Source organism: Ruegeria sp. TM1040, from assembly GCF_000014065.1.
Classification (GTDB): Bacteria; Pseudomonadota; Alphaproteobacteria; order Rhodobacterales; family Rhodobacteraceae; genus Epibacterium.
The window spans coordinates 25,176-44,404 of record NC_008043.1 but is presented as its reverse complement, the minus strand read 5'-3'; the positions used below and the strand labels follow the sequence as shown (position 1 = coordinate 44,404).

Below are 19,229 nucleotides of genomic sequence, written 5' to 3'. Positions count from 1 at the left end.
ACCATTGCTTTGAAAGGTGTTGAAAATGGAACGTTTCTTTATCTCCGCATTTGAAAAACTTGTGGGCGTCATTGTTGTCCTGTTGCTGCTCGTCGTGCTCGGCGGCGTTGTTGTCGCCTTTATAGAACCCAGTGCCGGGGGGCTTCTGCCCGCTCTAGGCGTGCTTTTGGGCGGGACGCTCTACGTGATCCTGATTGGCGGTTCGCTCTATCTTGCGCTTGGGATCTACAACAACACCAAACGCACAGCCGAAGCGATGGAGCGCATGGCCGGGAAATAAGCGCTGCGGTGCCCGTTCCCTCCGGGACCCGCGCGCAAAAATGGGCGGCAGGATCTCCTGCCGCCCATTTTTTGTTTTTAAGAAACGAGCGCGACCGCGTTATTGCAGCAGCTCGGCCGGGGCCGCATCCTCGATGGTTTCCCAGTTCACGTCTGCTTTTTCGATATAGCCCGGGATGTCCTCGACCCAGCGCTCTTGGATGTCCTTGGAGAGGTTCAGGTACAGCACATCGTCAACGATTTTCCACTGGTGGGGGTCGCCGTCGAACTTGAAGCCCATCGCTGCACCAAAGGCGCAGTAGCCACCATATGCGGGGACATAAGCCTCTGGATTGGCTTCAAACAGCTCCTTGTTTTCCTCGGAAGTGAACCAATAGGTCGCCTCGTCAAAGGTGGAGGTCAGTTTGTAGCTGCCCTTGTTAGCTTCGCCTTCGGTGAAATAGGCAACCGGGTCATAACCCTGCATCGCAAGGCCGGTGGAGGAGGCGTTCACATCGACGCCTGCCGCAAGCGAAGAGGTCGCCAGCGCAACAGAGAAAGCGAGACCGCCCAGAAGGGATTTGGTGAAGGATGTGGTCTTGGTCATCGGTTTGAACCTTTTGATCTGTCCGGAGCCGTAATGCACCGGGGGGGAGGTGTAGAAAGGGACAGGTGCTTTAAATCCTGTTTCCTGTGACGGTGTGTGCCGCCATGACGACCATCTGGGGAGGCGTCCGATCACATGCAAAACAACTCAATTTGAGGGGGTGCTGGCGCAAATGTGAGACTGTGCAACAAAGCGCCTCAATTTGAGTGCGCAGAACGTAAAAACCCCGCCGGTAGGGGCGGGGCTTTGCATCAACAGGGGTGGCGTGCGCTATTTCTGGCCGATCTTTGGCTCTGTGCCGGCCCTGAGGCGGGCGATGTTTTCGCGGTGGCGCCAGAGGATCACGAGCGCCAGCAGCGCCGAGAGAACGGCGGCTTGAGGTGCGCCGAGCAGCAGACACCAGACCGGGGCCGCAACCGCTGCGCAGAGGGCCGCGAGTGACGAGATGCGGCGCAACACCGCAACACCAAGCCAGGTCAGACAGCAGGCGATCCCGACCGGCCATGCGAGCGCCAGCATGAGGCCGAGGAAGGTCGCAACCCCTTTGCCGCCCTTGAACCCCAGCCAGACCGGAAAGCAATGCCCGAGAAAGGCCAAAAGCCCTGCAAGCTGCGCCGCGTCCTCGCCTGCCAGAGCACGCGCCAGCAGCACCGCCGCCGCGCCCTTGCCGCCATCCAGAAGGAGCGTCGCAGCCGCGGCGGCCTTGCTTCCGGTGCGCAAGACGTTGGTGGTGCCGATGTTGCCCGATCCGATTTCACGCAGGTTGCCCAGCCCAAAAGCGCGGGTGATCACCATGCCAAAGGGCACTGAGCCCAGAAGATAGCCGATCCCGCCCCAGAAGAGCAGCAGGGGCAGCGTTGTCTCAAGCGCAGGCAGCATCATGCGTCCTTTCGATAAACGGGCTCACCGGCCACATAGGTTGCCAAGACACGTCCCTGCATCCGCTGGGTGTCAAAAGGCGTGTTCTTGGATTTCGACTGCAGCTTGAAACGATCCAGCACCAAGGGGGCGTCGGGGTCAAACAGCACGAGATCCGCAGGTGCGCCCGCGCTCAGTCGTCCGGAGGCAAGCCCAAGCCGTCGAGACGGGTTAAGCGCCATGGCACGAAACAGCGTTGGCAGGTCCAGAAGCTCGGCGTGATAGAGCCGCATTGCCGCTGGCAACAGGGTCTCGAGCGCAACCGCACCGGCGGCGGCCTCTTCAAAGGGCAACCGCTTGCTTTCTTCGTCCTGCGGTGTGTGCATGGAGGAGATCACATCAATGAGCCCGCTGCGTACCGCCTCGACCACCGCGAGGCGATCATCTTCGGACCGAAGCGGCGGCTTCACCTTGAAGAAGGTGCGATAGTCGGCCACGTCCAGCTCATTCAGGGTGAGATGGTGGATGGATGTCCCCGCCGTAATGTCGAGCCCGTTTGCCTTGGCGCGTTCCAGCGCGGGCAGCGCGCGCGCGGTGGTGATCTGATCGGCGTGATACTTGGCGCCGGTCATCTCCAGCAATGCGATATCGCGATCAAGCCCCATGCGCTCGGCCATCGGAGACACAGAAGGCAGCCCGCGCAGCGCCGCGAACTTTCCGGATGTGGCTGCCGCCCCCTGAGAGAGGCCGGGTTCCTGCGGATGCGCAATGACCAGCGCGCCGCAGCTTTTGGCATAGGTCAGGGCGCGCGACAGCACCTTGGTACTTGTGACCACATGATCGCAATCGGTGAAGGCCACGGCGCCAGCGTCCAGCAAAAAGCCGATTTCGGTCATCTCACGACCTTCGCGCCCCTTAGTCAGAGCCGCCATCGGCAGGACATTGACCGGTGCATCTGCTTGCGCGCGCCGCGTGACGAATTCCAGCGTCTCAGGGCTGTCGATGCAGGGGGAGGTGTCAGGGCGGGTCACGATGGTGGTCACACCACCCGCGGCAGCTGCAAGCCCTGCGGATTTGTAGCTCTCCTTGTGCCGCTCGCCCGGCTCGCAAACCTTGACGCCGATGTCCACGATCCCGGGGGCAAGGCATTTGCCGTTGCAGTCCACCATCTGCACGTCTTTGGTGCGCAGACCGTTGTCCGCAAGAAACATCTCCTTGTCGCTTTGATCAGCGCGGGCGAGGATCTTGCCACGTTGCACCAGGAGGCTGCCAGGCGCGTCGGTGCCTGTTTCGGGATCGATCAGGCGGGCGTTGAGGAAAAGCGTCGTCATCAGACCGGGTCCTTCACAAATGTCGGGCAGGCAGGAAGTGGGCGTGCAAGGGGGCGGCAGGAAGGCGCTATACAGGCGCACACAAGGAAAGGGCTATCCGGCGCGCTCATGTCACAAGTCCCCAGATGGCAAGGCAGATCAGCAACATAACCACCGCAAACAACGACGCCCCGATGCGCCGGGCGCGGTTGCGGGCCTCACGAGGTGGCGTCCGCAGCGTCGGTTGGGCTGCGGCGCTTGGGATCGTGCTGGGCGCAGACCAGTCGGTCTTTACTTCGCCAAGACGGGCGACCAGCGTGACACTCCGGGCGGGTGTGAGCCGGGTCGCCGCCCCGTCGAAGGCGCGGGCGCGCAGCACCAGAACCCATCCACTGAGACCATCGAGCGCCATGCCATGTTCCGAAAGGTCTGCTTCTGAGACCCCCATGCCCTCGCGCAGATAGCCAAGGAGGCCAAGGCCTTCGAGATCTTCGACCGGAAAGATCTCGACCTGCGTCATCTCAATGGTGGGCAGTCCCAAGACCTGCGCCAGCGCGCCGTCCTCATCCCTGAGGAATTTGGTCTGTTCTACGGGCATGTCGAGCGCAAAGATCAGCACCTGATCGCGCGCGCCCTTGGGGATTTCAATCACATCCTGCATCGCGTTCAGGACGCCTGTTTCTGACGCGCCGCCCGCAGGTTGCGCGCAAGAAGATCCATCGCGGCCATGCGAACGGCCACGCCCATTTCGACCTGCTCTTGGATTACGGAGCGTTTGATATCATCAGCGATGGTCCCGTCGATTTCTACGCCGCGGTTCATCGGCCCGGGGTGCATGACGATGGCGTCGGGTTTGGCCAGTGCCAATTTTTCCGCATCCAGACCGTAGCGATAGAAATACTCGCGTTCCGAAGGAATGAAACCGCCGTCCATCCGCTCTTTTTGGAGCCGCAGCATCATCACGACATCGACGTCTTTTAGACCTTCGCGCATATCGTCATAGATCTCGGCGCCAAACTCCGCAAATTGCTGTGGCACCAGCGTTGGCGGGCCGATCAGGCGAATGCGATTTTCCATCTTGCCCAGCAGGATCAGGTTGGAGCGCGCCACTCGCGAATGGGTGACATCGCCACAAATCGCGATGTTCAGCCGATGCAGACGACCCTTGGCGCGCCGGATCGTCAGCGCGTCCAAAAGCGCCTGCGTCGGATGTTCATGGCGCCCATCGCCTGCGTTCAGCACCGCGCAGTTCACCTTTTGCGCCAAGAGGTCCACCGCGCCGGAGTGAGGATGGCGCACCACCAGAAGATCCGGATGCATGGCATTGAGCGTCATCGCGGTGTCGATGAGCGTCTCGCCCTTCTTGATCGATGAGGCCTGCATCGCCATGTTCATCACATCCGCGCCGAGTCGCTTGCCGGCGAGCTCAAAGCTGGCCTGCGTGCGGGTGGAATTTTCAAAGAACATGTTGATCTGCGTCAGCCCCGCCAGCGCATCGGAGTGCTTCTCGGTCTGCCGATTGAGCGCCACGTAATCTTCGGCCAGATCCAGAATGGCGGTGATCTCATGTGGCCTGAGGGGCTCGATCCCGAGGAGGTGAGGCTGGTCGAAAGAGGGGGGCTGCATGGGCGAACTCCGCGCTGTTTCGGTCCTTATAGGAGGGCTGCGCGGATGGGGCAAGGAGGGGGTGAGGTCGGTCTATCTGTCGCCGCTTTGACGCTGCTTCAGAGCGCGATTGGCCATCGCAACCGCGCCGCGCCAGCGGCGCCGGGCCCAACGGGGGGGGCGCATCTGTGATGCGATGCCGACGGGCGGGAGGCCCCCCCTTTTGCCAGGTATATCCTGTTCGAGATGGGGGCATCGTGTCGGGCGCGGGCTGCACGAATGGGTGCTGAGAAGGGGGCTTCGTTAAACAGTTGCCTCACACTACGGTCACGGGCCCTGGGGTCAGGCCCGGCCCGCATCCATCGAAAGGTTCAGCGGCGTAACACCGAGGCTCGCCAGCGCCGCTTCCCATTTGCCATCAGCGAGGTCGGTAAACACCATGTCTGGCTCCGTATCCGCCGTCAGCCAGCCATTTTGCGCGATCTCATCTTCCAGCTGTCCGGGACCCCAGCCCGCATAGCCGAGCATCACCAGATAGCGTTCGGGGCCACGTCCCTCTGCAATGTCTTCGAGCACGTCCAGCGTGGCCGTCATCGACAGTCCCGGACAGACGGGCAGCGAGTTCACGGTCGAGATATATTCGTCGGAATGCAGCACAAACCCGCGCTGGGTTTCCACCGGCCCGCCAAAATAGACCGGTTCCGTTGCTGCTGCGGGCTTGCTGGTGATGTCGAGCTGGTCAAACAGGCTCTTCAGCACCACTCCGGGCGCGAGCTTGTTGACGATGAGTCCCATCGCCCCCTCTTGTCCGTGGGAGCAGAGGAACACCACCGAATTGTCAAACCTGGGATCCCCGATGCCGGGCATGGCGATCAGCAACTTGCCTGTCAGTTTCATGTCACTGCCTCTGCTGTGGCCTGCGGCCGCTTCGCTCAGAATGACGCGCAGGAGCAGCTGTTGCAACCCCGCCTCGGCCGGGGCGAGGCGCTGCGACGCTGTCACGTTTGCGTTATTTGCGCAGGTCTCTCTGGGATGTGACTTGGCTTTAACGGCGCAAGGGGCAAAACCTCTAAATATGACGACACAGCTACGAATCCGCCTGAGGATCGCCCTCTTGGCCTGCCTTGCTTGTTTGGGGTTGGCTTCCGCATCTTTGGCGCGGGAAAACCTTGCTGATCTGGTCTCTATTGAGGTGCTGGATGGCGGACCGACCAAGGACGGGCGCTACATGGGGGCGCTGCACCTGAGATTGGCGCAGGGGTGGAAAACCTACTGGCGCGCTCCGGGCGACGCGGGCATTCCGCCACGGTTTGATTGGAAAGGCTCGCGCAATGTGGCCAATCTGCGGATTACCTGGCCCACGCCTGAGCTGTTCTTGACCTCCGGCTTTCGCACCATAGGCTATCACGACGAATTGGTGCTGCCGATCGAGATCACGCCCAAATACGCAGGCGCGCCAATCCGGATCAAAGGCCGGATGGAACTTGGTCTGTGCAAGGATGTCTGCATCCCGTCGGAATTGCGGTTTGATCATCGCGCTGACCTTTCGGCTGGACGGCATCCCGCAATTGCCGCCGCCTTGGCGGCGCGTCCCTATTCCGCAGCTGAAGCCCGTGTCCGAGGTGTGACCTGCCGTCTGTCGCCCACGCCCTATGGCATGAAAGTCTCGGCCCGGATCTCGATGCCCTCTGCGGGGCGTGAAGAATATGCGGTGATCGAAGGCGGTGCGTCCTTGGTTGCAACCGAAACAAAATCCTGGCGTGAAGGGCGTGAATTGGTGGCTGAGGCAGAGCTGTTGCCCGCGCAGGACGGCCCGATTGCGGTTGACCGCTCCGCGCTGCGCTTTACGGTGCTGGGCACCTCGCATGCGGTGGATATTCGCGGCTGCACCTCTGGCTGACACCCGGTCACCATCCTGCCGTTGGGGTCTACCGCCGTCCGCAGCCCTCGCGTTTTTGACACAAGGCCCATCGTCCATGACCGATCCGACGCGCCGCCCGATCCTTGGAGCCCTTGGCGTGGTCTGTGCCAATATTGATGGCGCGGATTGCGTGATCCTCGTGAAGCGCAAGAACCCGCCCAATGCCGGAACTTGGGGCTTCCCGGGCGGGCATGTGGAGCTTGGTGAAACCGCAGCCGCAGCCGCCGCTCGCGAGCTTTTGGAAGAAACCGGTGTTGTCGCAGAGCCGGGGGCGCAGTTGATGACCCTTGATGTGATCCCCCGCGCTGCAGATGGCACGGTGGAGGGCCAGTATTTCCTGGTGGCAACGCTCTGTCACTACATCTCGGGAGATCCCGTGCCCTATGATGATGCGCTGGAGGCGCGTTGGGTGCCGGTGGCGCAGATCGAAGATCAGGGGCTTGAGCTTCTGGATCGGGTGGCGGAGCTTGCGCGGCGCGCTCAGGAGGTCTGGCGTGATGTCCCGCGCAGTGCGCCCACCGCCCCAATCACATAAACAAGGAGCGCCAGAACGCTCACCCCCCCAAGGCCCAGCATGAGTGCTGCGCGCAGGGGATCCATCTGCGTCACAAAGGGCAGTGCGGTGCCAACGGCGGCAGGCAGCGCCCCTGTGAGCAAGGTCCAGCCCAAGGTCAGCCCAAGCCAAACTGCCTGCAGAGCGGCCCCGAGCAGGATCAACGCGCGCAGGCGGTGGGCAACCCGATGCGGCCCGGCGGCGACAGCACGTTTCAGCGCCTGGAACGGGCGCGCGACATCCGCCTGAATGGCGACCAGAGCCGGTACCACCAAAAGCACGAGGAACATCCCGAACCCAAGGCCATAGACCAGGGTGATGACTGTCGGTTTCAGAAACTGTGCCTGCTGTGAGGTTTCATACATCAAGGGCGCAAGCCCCAGAACCGTTGTGAGCGTTGTCAGCATCACGGGCCGCAATCGATCTGCCGCCCCGTCAATGATGGAGGGGATGAGACCGCGCTCCTGTGCGTATTCATCAATGGTAGAGACCAGCACGATGGAGTCGTTGATGATGATCCCCGTCATCCCCAACAAGCCGACCACGGTGAACATGCTCATCGGCAAATCCCAGAGGTAATGCCCCCAGATGGTCCCCACGAGACCAAAGGGAATGATCGCCATGACCACGATGGGGCGCGTCCAGCTCGAAAAGATCCAGCATAGCACCAGATAGATGCCCGTCAGGCAGAGGATCAGCCCGGTGCGCGCATCAGAGAGGAACTCGTCTTCCTGTTCGCTGAGGCCAGAGAGGCGGAATTCGACCTGACGTTCCTCGGCGATCTTGGGCAGGATCTCGGTCTCCAGCGCCTCCATGATGGCTTCGGCCTGCACCGGGTCATCCTCGGAAATGTCGCCGGTGACGGAGATCAACCGCACGCCGTTTTCGCGCCGCACGGTTGAAAAACCGGTGCGCTGGCTGACGGTGACAATATCCGAGAGCGGCACATAAATCCCCGAGGGCGCGCGCATCTGCGTGCGCTCGAGGAAATCCGCGGTGAGCTCGCCTTCGGGCAGCTCTACCCGGATCTGGGCTGAGCGCGGCCCCTCCGGATAGGTCGCGGCCTCAATCCCATTGAGCCGCTGGCGCAGCGCCCGCCCCAGGCTGTCGATGGTGAAATTGAGCGCCTGACCCTGCGGGGTGAGATCCAGAACCAGCTCTTCCTTGTCATAGGCGAGATTGTCCTCGACGGCGGAGACCTCGGGGTAGCGGGTGAGGGCGGTTTTAAGATCCTCCGCCGCGCCCTTGAGCGTGGTGACATCGGCGCCGTAAAACTGCACGTCCAGCGCATCGCCCCCGGGACCAGAGCGCCAGCCCCGGAAGGAGACCACCTCGGTAAGCGGCATCTGCACCACGCGTTTTTGCAACTCGCCCACGAAGGCGAAACTGGAATAGGGGCGCAGGTCAGCGTCGATCAACTCGATTGCGATGCTACCCAGGAGGTCGCTGTCCTTGGTTTCCGTGCCCGCAAGGCCGCGACCGGTGTTGCCGCCCACTTCCGCCATGACAAAGTCAACCGGATTGCGGCCATAGCGCTCCTCGTACTCGGCGCCAAGGACGTCGACCATACGCTGAAACTCGCGCATCTGCGCCAGCGTGTCGGCACGGGTGGCACCTTCGACCATGGCAAAATTACCTGATACGGACGCCCGTTCTGGCGCATTGAAAAAGCGCCAGGTGACATCCCCCTTGATAAAGAGCGCCATCTGGCTGGCCAGCAGCACCAAGGCCCCTGCCACCACAACGTAGCGGGCACGCACGACGCCCACCATTAGCGGGCGAAACAGCTGGTCGCGACACCAGCGAAAGCCCCGGTTCACCACCCGGTTGGGGGCGTCATACCAGTGTTCCTTGCTGCGATGGACCAGGGCATGTGCCATGTGGTTTGGCAGGATCAGGAAACATTCCACAAGGCTCGCCGCCAGAACGGCGATCACCGTAAAGGGAATATCCGCGATCAATTCGCCAAAGCGCCCGCCGATCGCCGTCAGGCCAAAAAAGGCGATCACGGTGGTGAGCGTGGCTGCAAAAACCGGCATCGCCATGCGGCGGGCGGCATTCTCGGCTGCAACCATGGGCGGCTCCCCCAGGCGACGGGCCCGGAAATCGGCATGCTCGCCCACCACGATGGCATCATCCACCACGATCCCAAGCGTGATGATCAGCCCAAAGAGCGAGATCATGTTGATGGTAAGCCCACCGATATACATCAGTGCGATGGCGGCAAACATGGCCGCCGGGATGCCTGCGGCGACCCAGAACGCAATACGGGCGTTGAGGAACAAAAAGAGCAGGATCACCACCAGCCCAAGTCCCATCAAACCATTGTCCACAAGGATATCGAGCCGCCCGCTGATGGCCTCGGCGCGGGTGCGGATCAAGGAGACCTCGACCCCTTGCGGCAAGGAGAGGTTCATCTCGGCCACCACCTCTTCGACCTGACGCTGGATGCGGATGGCGTCGCCCTGATCGGAGCGGTCCACACGGATCGACATAGCGCGGTTGTCGCCAACAAAATAGCTGCGCTGGCGGTCCACCCCTTCGACGCGGATCGAGGCCATATCCCCGATGGTGAGGGCGGAGCCATCCGCCTCGGAGCGCAGAACCACCGCCTCCAGTTCCTCTGGGGTGCGTTTCTGAGTGCCGGTGCGCACGCGGGCGTTGGCGCCCTCGATTTCGCCGGCGGGATTGATCTCCACCTCGGCGGCGATCACGGCAGCGATTTCAGCGAGGGTGATGTCATGGGCAATGAGCTGGCTGGAGGGGACTTCGATGATGGTGCGGGGGGCTGCAACCCCGCGGATGGTGGTGCGGGTCACACCCACCTCGAAGAGTCTCAGGATCAGTTCATCCGCCAAGATCCCCAACTGCTGTGCCCCGATGGGGCCAGTGATGACAATGTCGGTGACCCGGTCGCGCCAGACCGCGCGCTCGACCTCCGGCTCTTCGGCCTCTTCGGGCAGGGTGGTGATCGCATCCACCGCGTTTTGCACATCGTCGGTGGCGCGCGCCATGTCCCAGCCGGGTTCAAAATCGATGTCGATGACCGCGCGCCCCTCGCGAGAGGCCGAACGGGTGTCCTCGACCCCATCAACCGCCAGCAAGGCGGGTTCCAACACCTGCACGATGGCGCTGTCCACGTCCTCTGGCCCAGCGCCCTCCCAGACCACGGAGACATCGACGGACTCGACAATCACATCCGGGAAAAACTGCGCCCGCATGTTGGGGATCGCTGCCGCGCCAAGTACCAGCAGCACCATCAACAACAGGTTGGCGGCGGTGCGGTGCCGGGTGAAATAGCTCAGGATGCCGCTGGCCTTCTGGATCGGTGTCGTCGCCATGAGAATTTACCTGTGCCTCTGGTCGTGCGCGCCTGCGCAAGCGAGAAGGAGGGCGGGCAGTCAGCCGCCGCGATTGTCTTCGATACGGCTGATGAGCGCTGCGGGGACTTTGGGCTGGTCCAACTCGGCTAGGACCCTGGTTTTTACCTCGCTGGGCATTTGGCCGTTGTCGCTGACGATGGCCTTCAGGGTGGCGCGGCGTTCTTCGGTGAGTTCGATCAGATCCGGGTCGGCCGCTTTCAGCGCGTTCTCTGCGCCTTTGGTCAGCGGGCGAACCTTGATGCCGGCGCCAAGAAGCGGCGTGCGACCGGTGACAACCTGACGCCCCTCCAGCTCAGATGCGCGCAGCAGGATTTCGTCGCCCTGGCGGCGCACCAGTTCCACCGGAACCTCCTGAAGCCTGTCGTCCTCGCCCAGAACCAAAACGGTCTGGCGCGAGTCCATCGCCGAGGCGGGCAAGCGGATCAGATCGGCAATGGCAGGCTCTTGCACGCGTACGGTGACGAAATCACCGGGCTTGAAGCCTGCGTTGTCCTCTACCCGCGCATAGATGAGACGCCCCGACTGGCCATCCCCCACAGCGCCGCTGGCGCGCGCCAGGCGACCTGTGGCGCGGATGTCGGCCCCGGCAGCGTCGAGCGTGACGATGACCTCCGCCGGGATCAGGCGACCGTCATCGTCGAGCAGACGCGCATACTGGGCCGTGGAGACACGAAAGGCGACCTCGAGCTGGTTGGGATCGACCAGTTCAGCAAGGATTTCATTGGCAGAGACCAGCCGCCCCTCGACAAGGTTGACGGATTGAAGCGTGCCTGTGAAAGGCGCGGTGAGCGTGGTGTCCTCGAGATCACGCTGTGCCTCGTCCAGTGCGATTTGTGCCCGAGCCACAAGGGTTTGGGCCTGATCGATACGGGCTTCGCCCTGACTGACGGCCTGGCGGCGGGTGATCACCGACTGGCGCGCGCTTGTGGCGGTCAGCTCGGCGGCCTCCACAGCGGCCTCGGTGCCCACCCCACGGGTCTTGAGGTCAACCTGCCGCTGATACGCCCGTTCTTGAAGATCGGCCTGCATCTGTGCGGTTTCAAGCTCGTCACGGGCCAAATCCAGCGCGCGGCCAGCGTCGCGGCGCTCGGCTTCGGCGTCCATCATGTCCGCTTTGGCACGGGCCAATGCGGCCTCGGCGTCGGCCTTGTCGATCTCGACCAGTGTATCACCAGCGGTCACGCGGCCACCGTCCTGGAACCCGTCCGCAAGCGCGATGACCCGTCCGGACACGGCAGCGCGCAGCTCGAGCGTGCGGCGGCTCTCGACATGGCCAAAGCCCACCAGTTCGGGACGTTCCTCGCCCAGAGTTGCCGTCACCACATTGACGGCAAAGATCCGCTCGCGGGCGGGCGGGGCGCGACGTTCTTCAGCGAGGCTCTCCTGTACGGCGGAGCGAACCAGATGCAGGGCAAAGAGCAAGAGCGCAGCTGTCAGCCCCGCTAGAAACAGCCCCATGACGCTGTGTCGCAGAAATCGCATCCTTATCCCCTTTGGCTGGCTCTGGTGCGCTACTTGCCATCTGAATTTCACCCCCAAGGGCCGCGCGAGTATACCACGCGTTGCAGACAATACGCTCTTATACGCAGGGCTAGATCATTTCCGTCGCAAATGTTCGTCAAGTCTGGGCATAATTTCTACGAAATTACAGGGGCGGTGCCGATAATCGAGCTGCTTTTGCAAGATTTCGTCCCACGCATCCTTGCAGGCGCCGGGGCTACCGGGCAGCGCAAAGAGATAGGTGCCCTGTGCCACACCGCCCGTTGCGCGGCTTTGAATGGCGGAGGTGCCGATCTTTTGCATCGACACGATGGTAAAGACGGTGCCAAAGGCATCGATTTCTTTTTCATAGACGTCGCGATGTGCCTCGACGGTAACATCCCGCCCGGTGAGCCCGGTGCCGCCGGTCGAGATCACCACATCGACCTCGGGATTGGCGCACCACTGGCGAAGTTGATCGGCGATCTCATCGCGTTCGTCTGGCAGGATATTGCGGTCGGCGAGGTGGTGTCCTGCGGCCTTTAGTCGGTCGACCAGCACTTGCCCCGAGCGATCCTCATCAAGGCTGCGGCTGTCGGAGACAGTGAGAATAGCGATGCGAACCGGAATGAAATCCTTGCTGTCGTCGATGCGTGACATGGCGCTCAGGCCCTTTCTAGTAGCGCAAGCCTCAGTGCAAGGCCTGCAAAAATTCCACCCGTGATGCGGCGCATCCACCGTGCGGCGCTTCCGTCCTCGGCAAACAGGGTGCGCGCGCGCCCGGCAAAGACGCCAACTCCGCCATTCACAAAAACACCGCCGATCCCGATGATGGCACCAAAGACCAGGAACTGTCCCAGAACCGAGCCCGCCTCAGGGCGGATGAACTGCGGCACGAAGGCGAGAACAAACAGGATCACCTTGGGGTTGGTGAGGCTGACCATCAGCCCGGCGCGAAAGGCGCGCGCGGCCTGTGCGGGCTGGCCTGTGGGCTGTGCCCCTCCGGGTCGCATGAGGGCGCCCCATGCGAGATACAGAAGATACGCAACCCCAAGCCAGCGAATGAGATCAAACAAGGCCGGTTGCGCGGCGACCACGGCGGCCACACCAAGACCGGCAAGCGCGACATGCACCATGCCTCCTGCGGCGACGCCGAAACTGGCGGCGATGGCGGGGCGCGCCCCGGATTTGAGTCCCTGACCAAGACAGAACATCATATCCGCGCCGGGCGTGATATTGAGCGCAAGCGCGGCGGGCACAAAGGCCGCAAGGGTCGAGAGCGCGATCATCAAGACACCTCAAACCAATTCGGGGTCGGGCCAAGATTGGCGCACTGCGTCGCACCGATCTGACCGCGATAGCCCCAGCTGTCGTGAACATGGCCATAGACAGCGAGTTTTGGCTGCAGCGTCGTGATCGCCTTGTGGATGCTTTCAGAGCCGATTGACAATCCCGCGGAGGTGGTGTCGCCCGCGCCCTTGGGGGGCGAGTGTGTGATGAGGATGTCGATGCCACCGGTGTTTTCACCGGCTTTCGCCAACTCCCGCGCCGCCGCGCGATCCGAAAGGTCAAACGACCAGTCCCCAAAGGGCGTCTCCGGGATGCCGCCGCCCAGACCAAAGATCCGCAGACCTTCGATTTCGGCGCTTTCCCCATGTAGCACGGTCATGAAGGAGAGCGCACAGCCGCGCAGCTCTTCTGCGCTTTCGGCATTTCCGGGGACAACCACCATGGGGGCCGCGATCCCGGCGAGCAGCTCCATGGCGCGCGCAAGCCCCTGACGCGTGTTGCAGAAATCGCCTGCGCCGATCACCAGATCTGCCTCGACACTGGCCGTGACCAGATCGGCAGCAAGCTCTTCGACCAGGTGCAGATCTGAAAAAGCGAGGATTTTCATGAGTGAGCGTCCTGTATCAAAGTGTCAGTTGAGACTGTTCAGACGGGCGCGCAGCTCCAGAAGATCCGCCCAGGCTTGGCGTTTGGCATGGGCTTGGCGCAAGAGGTAAGCGGGGTGGAACATCGGGATCACGGGTTTGCCCCAGGCTTCGGACCACGTGCCACGCAGGCGGGTGATGCCGCGTTTGCCAAGCACGGCCTGACAGGAGATATTGCCCATAAGGACCAAAATATCCGGCTCTGCCAAGGCGACGTGACGCTCGAGAAATGGCACAAGCATCGAAATTTCCGCCGGCAGCGGATCGCGGTTCTGCGGGGGGCGCCAAGGCAGAACGTTGGTGATATAAACGTTTTTCTCGCGGCTGAGCTCGATGGCATCGAGCATCTTGTCCAGAAGCTGCCCGGCCCGGCCCACAAAGGGTTTGCCCTGCAGATCTTCATCTCGCCCCGGGGCCTCGCCAATGATCATCACGCGGGCGCCTGCCTGGCCGTCCGAGAACACCAGATTGCGCGCGCCCCGCTTGAGGTCGCAATGTTCAAACTGTTCAAGCGCGGCACGCAGGCTCGGCAGCGCCTGCGCCGTTTTGGCAAGCTTCGCTGCCTCTGCAACCGGGTCAACAGTTTTGGGTTTGACAGGTGTTGGCGGCGTGTCTGCTGCGCGTGCGGGTTTGGGTTTCTGATCCTCGAGCCCGTAGCGGTCGATGGGCGTGTCCATCATGGCTTCGGTAGCGCCAAGTTCTACCTGCCACTCCAACAGCGCTTTTGCGCTCCAATAATCCAGCTCCGATTCCATGGCTCACACAGTAGCCCTCTGCCGCACAAAGGAAAACGCCGATTGCGCGGTTTCAGCCATTCAACTGTCGCGCGGGGCCGCGGCGCGGCGCAGGCGGTCGTTGATGGCAATGCCAAGCCCACGCTCCGGGACGGGTGCGACCGCGATTGGTCGACCCAAAGCATCCAGGTGATGCAGATGCCCAAAGAGGTTTGCCGCCGCCTCGTTGAGATCCCCACTGGGCGAGAGGTTCAGGTCGAAGTCTCCTGGTCCAAATCCAAGCGAGACCTCATCCGGGGAAAAATCCTGCGCCTCAAGCCGGACGGAGGCATTGGGCGCGTAATGCGACATGAGCTGCCCCGGTGCGGTCAAGGGATCTGCCTCCGCGCGCGTCATCAGCGTGCAGCCGAGGGCGTGCTCGATGTCCTCAGCAGCCAGCCCGCCCGGGCGCAGGAGGATCGGCGCGGCTCCGGCCAGTCCGAGGATGGTGGATTCCACACCGACCCCGCAGGGGCCATCGTCCAAAATTGCGGCGATCTTACCCCCGAGGCCCGCGCGCACATGATCGGCGGTTGTCGGGCTGATCCGACCCGAAGGATTGGCAGAGGGGGCGGCCACCGGGCGTCCTACAGCTGCCAGCAACTCGCGTGAGCAAGCCTTGGCCGGCACCCTAACCGCGAGCGTATCAAGCCCAGCCGTCACCAAGGGTGAAACATTGTGATCCGGTCGCAGCGGCAGCACCAGCGTCAACGGGCCGGGCCAGAAGGCCGTGGCCATCGCTTCGGCCCAGTCGTTCCACTGCACAAGTCTGCGTGCGGCGCGGACATCCGCCACATGGGCAATGAGCGGGTTGAAAGAGGGACGCCCTTTGGTGGCGTAGATCGCAGCGACTGCCGCCCCATTGGTGGCATCTGCCCCAAGGCCGTAAACGGTCTCGGTCGGAAAGGCCACGAGCTGACCAGCGGTGAGCAACTCGGCCGCGCGGGCGATGGCTTCGGGTGCTGCGGTCAGCGCTTCGGTCTCAGATGAGGCTTGGGTCATGGCGGGTGACATCTCGGGACAAAAACAGGCTTGGCCGTTCCGTCACATCCGTGATGACGCCGCGTTTTGATTGCGTTGCCCTCGGGGCTGTTTACGAAATCGACCAAGGCACAGTAGATAACGGCTCATGCCCGGGAAGCCAAGCGTCTCCGGGGCAAGGCAAGAGTCTGCGCCCAGCCGTCCGCCAGTTGAAGAGAGGTCCACTCCATGAGCTATCGCGCCCCCGTCTCCGAGTATCAGTTTCTGCTGCAGCAGATCCTTGGCTATGACCAGATCACCGCGACCGAGCGTTTTGCCGAGGCGGACGACGATCTGATGACCGCGATCCTCACGGAGGCGGGCAAGATGAGCGATGAGGTCATGGCGCCCCTGCAGCGTGGTGGCGATCTGGAGCCCGCCCGTCTGGAGAACGGCGTGGTGCGGACCTCTCCGGGATATGGCGACGGTTACAAGGCGATTGCAGAGGGCGGCTGGATCGGCATGAGCGCAGATCCCGAGTTTGGAGGCATGGGGTTGCCGATGTCACTCACCACTGCGGTCAACGAGATGATGTCCGGCGCCTGCCTCAGCCTGCAGCTCGCCCCGCTGATGAGCCAAGGCCAGATCGAGGCGCTGGAGCACCACGCCTCTGACGCGCTCAAAGAACTCTATCTGCCCAAGCTCATCGCTGGCGAATGGGCGGGGACCATGAACCTCACCGAGCCGCAGGCGGGATCGGACGTTGGCGCCTTGTCTTCAAAGGCCGAAGACAACGGTGACGGCACCTATGCGGTCTCCGGTCAGAAGATCTATATCTCCTGGGGCGATAATGATTTTACCGAGAATGTCTGCCATCTGGTGCTGGCGCGCCTTCCTGATGGGGTGCCCGGCACCAAGGGGATCTCGCTGTTTCTTGTGCCCAAATACCTGCCGGATGAAAATGGCAACCCGGGCAAGGCCAACAGCCTCAAGGTGGTGAGCCTCGAGCATAAGATGGGCCTGCATGGCTCGCCGACCTGCGTGATGCAATACGATGGCGCAACCGGCTGGCTTGTCGGCAAGGAGCACGGCGGCATGGCGGCGATGTTCACGATGATGAACAACGCCCGTCTCGGCGTGGGCGGTCAGGGTGTCGGTGTGGCCGAAGGGGCCTATCAGCATGCACTGGCCTATGCACTTGATCGCAAACAGGGCAAGACCCCGGTCGAGGGCGGCACGGGCACCATCGTGGACCACGCCGATGTGCGTCGGATGCTGATGGAGATGAAGGCCGATGTCTACGCGGCGCGCGCCATCATGCTGGCCTGTGCGGGTGCCATCGATATGGGGACTGCCACAGGCGACGCCGAGTGGAAGACCCGGGCGGCCTTTTTGACGCCCATTGCCAAGGCCTTTGGCACCGAGACCGGCATCCGGGTTGCTGAACAGGGCGTTCAGGTCCACGGCGGCATGGGCTTTATCGAGGAAACCGGCGCGGCGCAGTTCTACCGAGATGTGCGCGTGACTGCGATCTACGAGGGCACCAACGGTATTCAGGCCATGGACCTTGTGGCGCGCAAGATGATGGACGGTGGCGAGATGGCGCATCGCCTGATCGACGAAATCGAAGAGCAGGCGGAACGCGCCCGCCCGACCCATCCGAACATGGCCGAAGCCGTCTGGCAGGCCTGCGAAACTCTGCGTGAAGCAACCGAATGGCTGGTGGAGGCGAATATGCAGGACCGCTTTGCCGGGGCGGTGCCGTATCTGATGGCCTTTGCCCGTGTTCTGGGGGGGCACTATCATCTGGCGGCCGCACTCGCCGACAAGGGTGGCGCGCGTGAAAAACTGGCCCGTTTCTACATCAAGCGGATGCTGCCGCAGCATGCGGCCTATCTGATCCACGCCCGCGAAGGCGCGGCGGGGGCCTTTGCGCTCACAGCAGAAGAGCTGGCAAGCTGATGGTGTCGGTGGCGGACGTCGCGCCCCGCACCCCCTGGGAGGAGCCGCCCGCAATGGGCGAGGCGATCGAGGTCGCTGAGGGTGCCCTCTGGATGCGCCTGCCGCTGCCGATGAAACTTGACCACGTCAATGTCTATGCCTTTGACGAGGGTGACAGCTGGACCGTGGTCGATACAGGCATGTCCTCGAACAAGACTCGCCGTATCTGGGAGCAGCTGATGGCGGGTCCGCTGGGTGGTAAACCGGTGCGCCGTGTCGTCGTCACCCACCATCATCCGGACCACATCGGCAACGCTGGTTGGTTTCAGTCCGAGCATGGCGCAGAACTCGTGACCACCCGCACCGCGTGGCTTTTTGCGCGCATGCTGACGTTGGATGTGCAGGAAAGCTGGCCCGAGGAGACGCTGGCCTATTATCGCAGTGCGGGCATGGACCCTGAGGTCTATGACACCCGTAAGGCCGACCGCCCCTTCAATTTTGCGGATACGGTCTATCCGATGCCTTTGGGATTCACCCGCGTGCAACAGGGCGATGTGTTTCGCATGGGCGGGCGCGACTGGGACATCCACATGGGCAACGGTCATGCGCCGGAACACGCAACCCTCTGGAGTCGTGACGACAATCTGGTTCTGACGGGGGATCAGGTTCTGTCTTCGATCAGCCCGAACATCGGCGTGTACGCCACCGAACCCGAGGCCGACCCGCTGGCGGAATGGCTGGAGGCCTGCGAACGGCTGGCGGCGCTCGCGCGGCCCGAGCATCTGGCGCTTGGAGGGCATAAGCTGCCCTTTACCCGCTTGCCTCTCAGGATGCGGCAGTTGATCGACAACCATCACGGTGCGCTCGAGCGGCTTATGGAGTTCCTCGAGACGCCCAAAAGCGCAGCAGAGTGTTTTCCAACGCTTTTCAAGCGCACGATTGGTCCCGGCGAGTATGGCCTCGCGCTTGTCGAAGCGGTGGCCCATGTGAACCATCTCTATCGCACAGGGCAGGTGACGCGAACACGGCGCAGTGATGAGGCTTGGGTTTACCAGCGCCGCTAGGCCTGCCACTTTGGATGCCACATGGACGATCCAAGGATTTTAAGAGATGGATGACAAGATCTCCACCAGCGCGGAACTGGCAGAAGCGGCCGCGCTCCCCTGCCACCGGGAGGTACATACCAACCCTGATGCGCCCGAAGCGCTGAAGGATGTGCCCGAGGAGATGCAAAAAGTGCCCGCGCCCGAGCAGAAAAGCCCGGCGCGGTGGGCCTATGAACGGCTGATCCTCTATATTCAGAATTTTGAAAAGACCCTCGATGGCGAGCATGAGGTTGCCATGGGGTTTGCGGGCGGTGATGCGGGCGTGTTGCGCATCGAGGGGATGGGGTATTTTGATCCCGACATTGTCACGTTCTACGGCAGCGACGAACGCGGCGGTAAAACGCAATTAGTTCAGCATGTTAGCCAGCTAAATGTGATCTTGCGCGCAATGTCGAAACCAAAGCCGGAAGAACCCGCAAAGCGGATCGGTTTTCGGTTGGTGGCAGAGCTTGAAGAGCACGCCTGAGCACAGCCTGAACATTGACCTGACGCCCTTTGAGATGATTGGAGGTTTTGCGATTTACACAGCAAATCGCCCCGC

Annotated in this window: 19 protein-coding genes; 6 read left to right on the top strand and 13 right to left on the bottom strand. The window is 62.4% G+C overall.

Features of this window, described 5'->3' with window-relative positions; translation table 11 throughout:
* The first annotated feature begins 25 nt into the window (after positions 1-25).
* Positions 26-280 (top strand): hypothetical protein, encoded by a 255-nt coding sequence (locus tag TM1040_RS00755; protein WP_011536695.1) that lies wholly within the window; start codon positions 26-28, stop codon positions 278-280.
* 99 nt (positions 281-379) lie between these two features.
* Here the strand turns inward: TM1040_RS00755 and TM1040_RS00750 are convergent, their stop codons facing one another.
* From TM1040_RS00750 to TM1040_RS00725, 6 genes are all read right to left on the bottom strand, one after another.
* Complete coding sequence (locus tag TM1040_RS00750) at positions 380-865, bottom strand: YHS domain-containing (seleno)protein (RefSeq protein ID WP_011536694.1); 486 nt, start codon at positions 863-865, stop codon at positions 380-382.
* Between the two features lie 270 nt (positions 866-1,135).
* Positions 1,136-1,744 carry a glycerol-3-phosphate 1-O-acyltransferase PlsY gene (plsY, locus tag TM1040_RS00745; RefSeq protein ID WP_011536693.1) on the bottom strand — a complete coding sequence of 203 codons (609 nt, stop codon included), beginning with the start codon at positions 1,742-1,744 and terminating at the stop codon, positions 1,136-1,138.
* Positions 1,744-3,054, bottom strand: coding sequence for a dihydroorotase (gene pyrC, locus TM1040_RS00740; RefSeq protein WP_011536692.1), 1,311 nt, complete (start codon positions 3,052-3,054; stop codon positions 1,744-1,746). Before pyrC ends, plsY begins: the two co-directional genes overlap by 1 nt.
* Before the next feature lie 106 nt (positions 3,055-3,160).
* A complete protein-coding gene (locus tag TM1040_RS00735) occupies positions 3,161-3,694 on the bottom strand; it encodes a hypothetical protein (RefSeq protein ID WP_011536691.1) in 534 nt (177 codons plus the stop codon).
* A 5-nt stretch (positions 3,695-3,699) separates the two neighbouring features.
* Positions 3,700-4,659, bottom strand: coding sequence for an aspartate carbamoyltransferase catalytic subunit (locus TM1040_RS00730; protein WP_011536690.1), 960 nt, complete (start codon positions 4,657-4,659; stop codon positions 3,700-3,702).
* Positions 4,660-4,980: 321 nt separating this feature from the next.
* On the bottom strand, positions 4,981-5,535 hold the full coding sequence (locus tag TM1040_RS00725) for a YqgE/AlgH family protein (RefSeq protein ID WP_044026513.1): 555 nt from the start codon (positions 5,533-5,535) through the stop codon (positions 4,981-4,983).
* Positions 5,536-5,713: 178 nt separating this feature from the next.
* On the opposite strand from TM1040_RS00725, the gene TM1040_RS00720 reads away from it, so the two are divergent.
* Positions 5,714-6,538 (top strand): protein-disulfide reductase DsbD domain-containing protein, encoded by an 825-nt coding sequence (locus TM1040_RS00720; RefSeq protein ID WP_044026428.1) that lies wholly within the window; start codon positions 5,714-5,716, stop codon positions 6,536-6,538.
* Between the two features lie 76 nt (positions 6,539-6,614).
* Positions 6,615-7,094: an NUDIX domain-containing protein gene (locus tag TM1040_RS00715; protein ID WP_011536687.1), complete on the top strand. Its 480-nt coding sequence runs from the start codon at positions 6,615-6,617 to the stop codon at positions 7,092-7,094.
* Here the strand turns inward: TM1040_RS00715 and TM1040_RS00710 are convergent.
* From TM1040_RS00710 to TM1040_RS00680, 7 genes are all read right to left on the bottom strand, one after another.
* A complete protein-coding gene (locus TM1040_RS00710) occupies positions 7,040-10,453 on the bottom strand; it encodes an efflux RND transporter permease subunit (protein ID WP_011536686.1) in 3,414 nt (1,137 codons plus the stop codon). The two genes, TM1040_RS00715 and TM1040_RS00710, sit on opposite strands and share 55 nt — an antisense overlap.
* A gap of 60 nt (positions 10,454-10,513) precedes the next feature.
* Positions 10,514-11,977 (bottom strand): efflux RND transporter periplasmic adaptor subunit, encoded by a 1,464-nt coding sequence (locus TM1040_RS00705; RefSeq protein WP_011536685.1) that lies wholly within the window; start codon positions 11,975-11,977, stop codon positions 10,514-10,516.
* Between the two features lie 114 nt (positions 11,978-12,091).
* Positions 12,092-12,634 (bottom strand): molybdenum cofactor biosynthesis protein B, encoded by a 543-nt coding sequence (moaB, locus tag TM1040_RS00700; protein WP_011536684.1) that lies wholly within the window; start codon positions 12,632-12,634, stop codon positions 12,092-12,094.
* Positions 12,635-12,639: 5 nt separating this feature from the next.
* The gene (locus TM1040_RS00695; protein ID WP_011536683.1) at positions 12,640-13,263 is read right to left on the bottom strand and encodes a LysE family translocator; all 624 of its coding nucleotides are present in this window, start codon (positions 13,261-13,263) and stop codon (positions 12,640-12,642) included.
* Entirely contained in the window at positions 13,263-13,871 is a 609-nt protein-coding gene (locus TM1040_RS00690; RefSeq protein ID WP_011536682.1) for a metallophosphoesterase family protein, read from the bottom strand. The genes TM1040_RS00695 and TM1040_RS00690 overlap by 1 nt, the downstream gene beginning before the upstream one ends.
* Positions 13,872-13,895: 24 nt before the next feature.
* Positions 13,896-14,663: a uracil-DNA glycosylase gene (locus tag TM1040_RS00685; RefSeq protein ID WP_011536681.1), complete on the bottom strand. Its 768-nt coding sequence runs from the start codon at positions 14,661-14,663 to the stop codon at positions 13,896-13,898.
* A gap of 60 nt (positions 14,664-14,723) precedes the next feature.
* Positions 14,724-15,683, bottom strand: coding sequence for an L-threonylcarbamoyladenylate synthase (locus TM1040_RS00680; protein WP_044026512.1), 960 nt, complete (start codon positions 15,681-15,683; stop codon positions 14,724-14,726).
* 207 nt (positions 15,684-15,890) lie between these two features.
* Between TM1040_RS00680 and TM1040_RS00675 the strand changes: the two genes are divergently transcribed.
* From TM1040_RS00675 to TM1040_RS00665, 3 genes are read left to right on the top strand one after another with little or no spacing between them, the layout of a single operon-like run.
* On the top strand, positions 15,891-17,603 hold the full coding sequence (locus TM1040_RS00675) for an acyl-CoA dehydrogenase (RefSeq protein WP_011536679.1): 1,713 nt from the start codon (positions 15,891-15,893) through the stop codon (positions 17,601-17,603).
* A complete protein-coding gene (locus tag TM1040_RS00670; RefSeq protein ID WP_044026427.1) occupies positions 17,603-18,646 on the top strand; it encodes an MBL fold metallo-hydrolase in 1,044 nt (347 codons plus the stop codon). The genes TM1040_RS00675 and TM1040_RS00670 overlap by 1 nt, the downstream gene beginning before the upstream one ends.
* 46 nt (positions 18,647-18,692) lie before the next feature.
* On the top strand, positions 18,693-19,154 hold the full coding sequence (locus TM1040_RS00665; RefSeq protein ID WP_011536677.1) for a DUF6173 family protein: 462 nt from the start codon (positions 18,693-18,695) through the stop codon (positions 19,152-19,154).
* Positions 19,155-19,229: the final 75 nt, after the last annotated feature.

Bases quoted from the DNA above. Each gene is read 5' to 3' on its own strand.
- TM1040_RS00755 (WP_011536695.1), top strand. From the start codon at position 26: ATGGAACGTTTCTTTATCTCCGCATTTGAAAAACTTGTGGGCGTCATT.
- TM1040_RS00750 (WP_011536694.1), bottom strand. From the start codon at position 865: ATGACCAAGACCACATCCTTCACCAAATCCCTTCTGGGCGGTCTCGCT.
- plsY (WP_011536693.1), bottom strand. From the start codon at position 1,744: ATGCTGCCTGCGCTTGAGACAACGCTGCCCCTGCTGCTCTTCTGGGGC.
- pyrC (WP_011536692.1), bottom strand. From the start codon at position 3,054: ATGACGACGCTTTTCCTCAACGCCCGCCTGATCGATCCCGAAACAGGC.
- TM1040_RS00735 (WP_011536691.1), bottom strand. From the start codon at position 3,694: ATGCAGGATGTGATTGAAATCCCCAAGGGCGCGCGCGATCAGGTGCTG.
- TM1040_RS00730 (WP_011536690.1), bottom strand. From the start codon at position 4,659: ATGCAGCCCCCCTCTTTCGACCAGCCTCACCTCCTCGGGATCGAGCCC.
- TM1040_RS00725 (WP_044026513.1), bottom strand. From the start codon at position 5,535: ATGAAACTGACAGGCAAGTTGCTGATCGCCATGCCCGGCATCGGGGAT.
- TM1040_RS00720 (WP_044026428.1), top strand. From the start codon at position 5,714: ATGACGACACAGCTACGAATCCGCCTGAGGATCGCCCTCTTGGCCTGC.
- TM1040_RS00715 (WP_011536687.1), top strand. From the start codon at position 6,615: ATGACCGATCCGACGCGCCGCCCGATCCTTGGAGCCCTTGGCGTGGTC.
- TM1040_RS00710 (WP_011536686.1), bottom strand. From the start codon at position 10,453: ATGGCGACGACACCGATCCAGAAGGCCAGCGGCATCCTGAGCTATTTC.
- TM1040_RS00705 (WP_011536685.1), bottom strand. From the start codon at position 11,977: ATGCGATTTCTGCGACACAGCGTCATGGGGCTGTTTCTAGCGGGGCTG.
- moaB (WP_011536684.1), bottom strand. From the start codon at position 12,634: ATGTCACGCATCGACGACAGCAAGGATTTCATTCCGGTTCGCATCGCT.
- TM1040_RS00695 (WP_011536683.1), bottom strand. From the start codon at position 13,263: ATGATCGCGCTCTCGACCCTTGCGGCCTTTGTGCCCGCCGCGCTTGCG.
- TM1040_RS00690 (WP_011536682.1), bottom strand. From the start codon at position 13,871: ATGAAAATCCTCGCTTTTTCAGATCTGCACCTGGTCGAAGAGCTTGCT.
- TM1040_RS00685 (WP_011536681.1), bottom strand. From the start codon at position 14,663: ATGGAATCGGAGCTGGATTATTGGAGCGCAAAAGCGCTGTTGGAGTGG.
- TM1040_RS00680 (WP_044026512.1), bottom strand. From the start codon at position 15,683: ATGACCCAAGCCTCATCTGAGACCGAAGCGCTGACCGCAGCACCCGAA.
- TM1040_RS00675 (WP_011536679.1), top strand. From the start codon at position 15,891: ATGAGCTATCGCGCCCCCGTCTCCGAGTATCAGTTTCTGCTGCAGCAG.
- TM1040_RS00670 (WP_044026427.1), top strand. From the start codon at position 17,603: ATGGTGTCGGTGGCGGACGTCGCGCCCCGCACCCCCTGGGAGGAGCCG.
- TM1040_RS00665 (WP_011536677.1), top strand. From the start codon at position 18,693: ATGGATGACAAGATCTCCACCAGCGCGGAACTGGCAGAAGCGGCCGCG.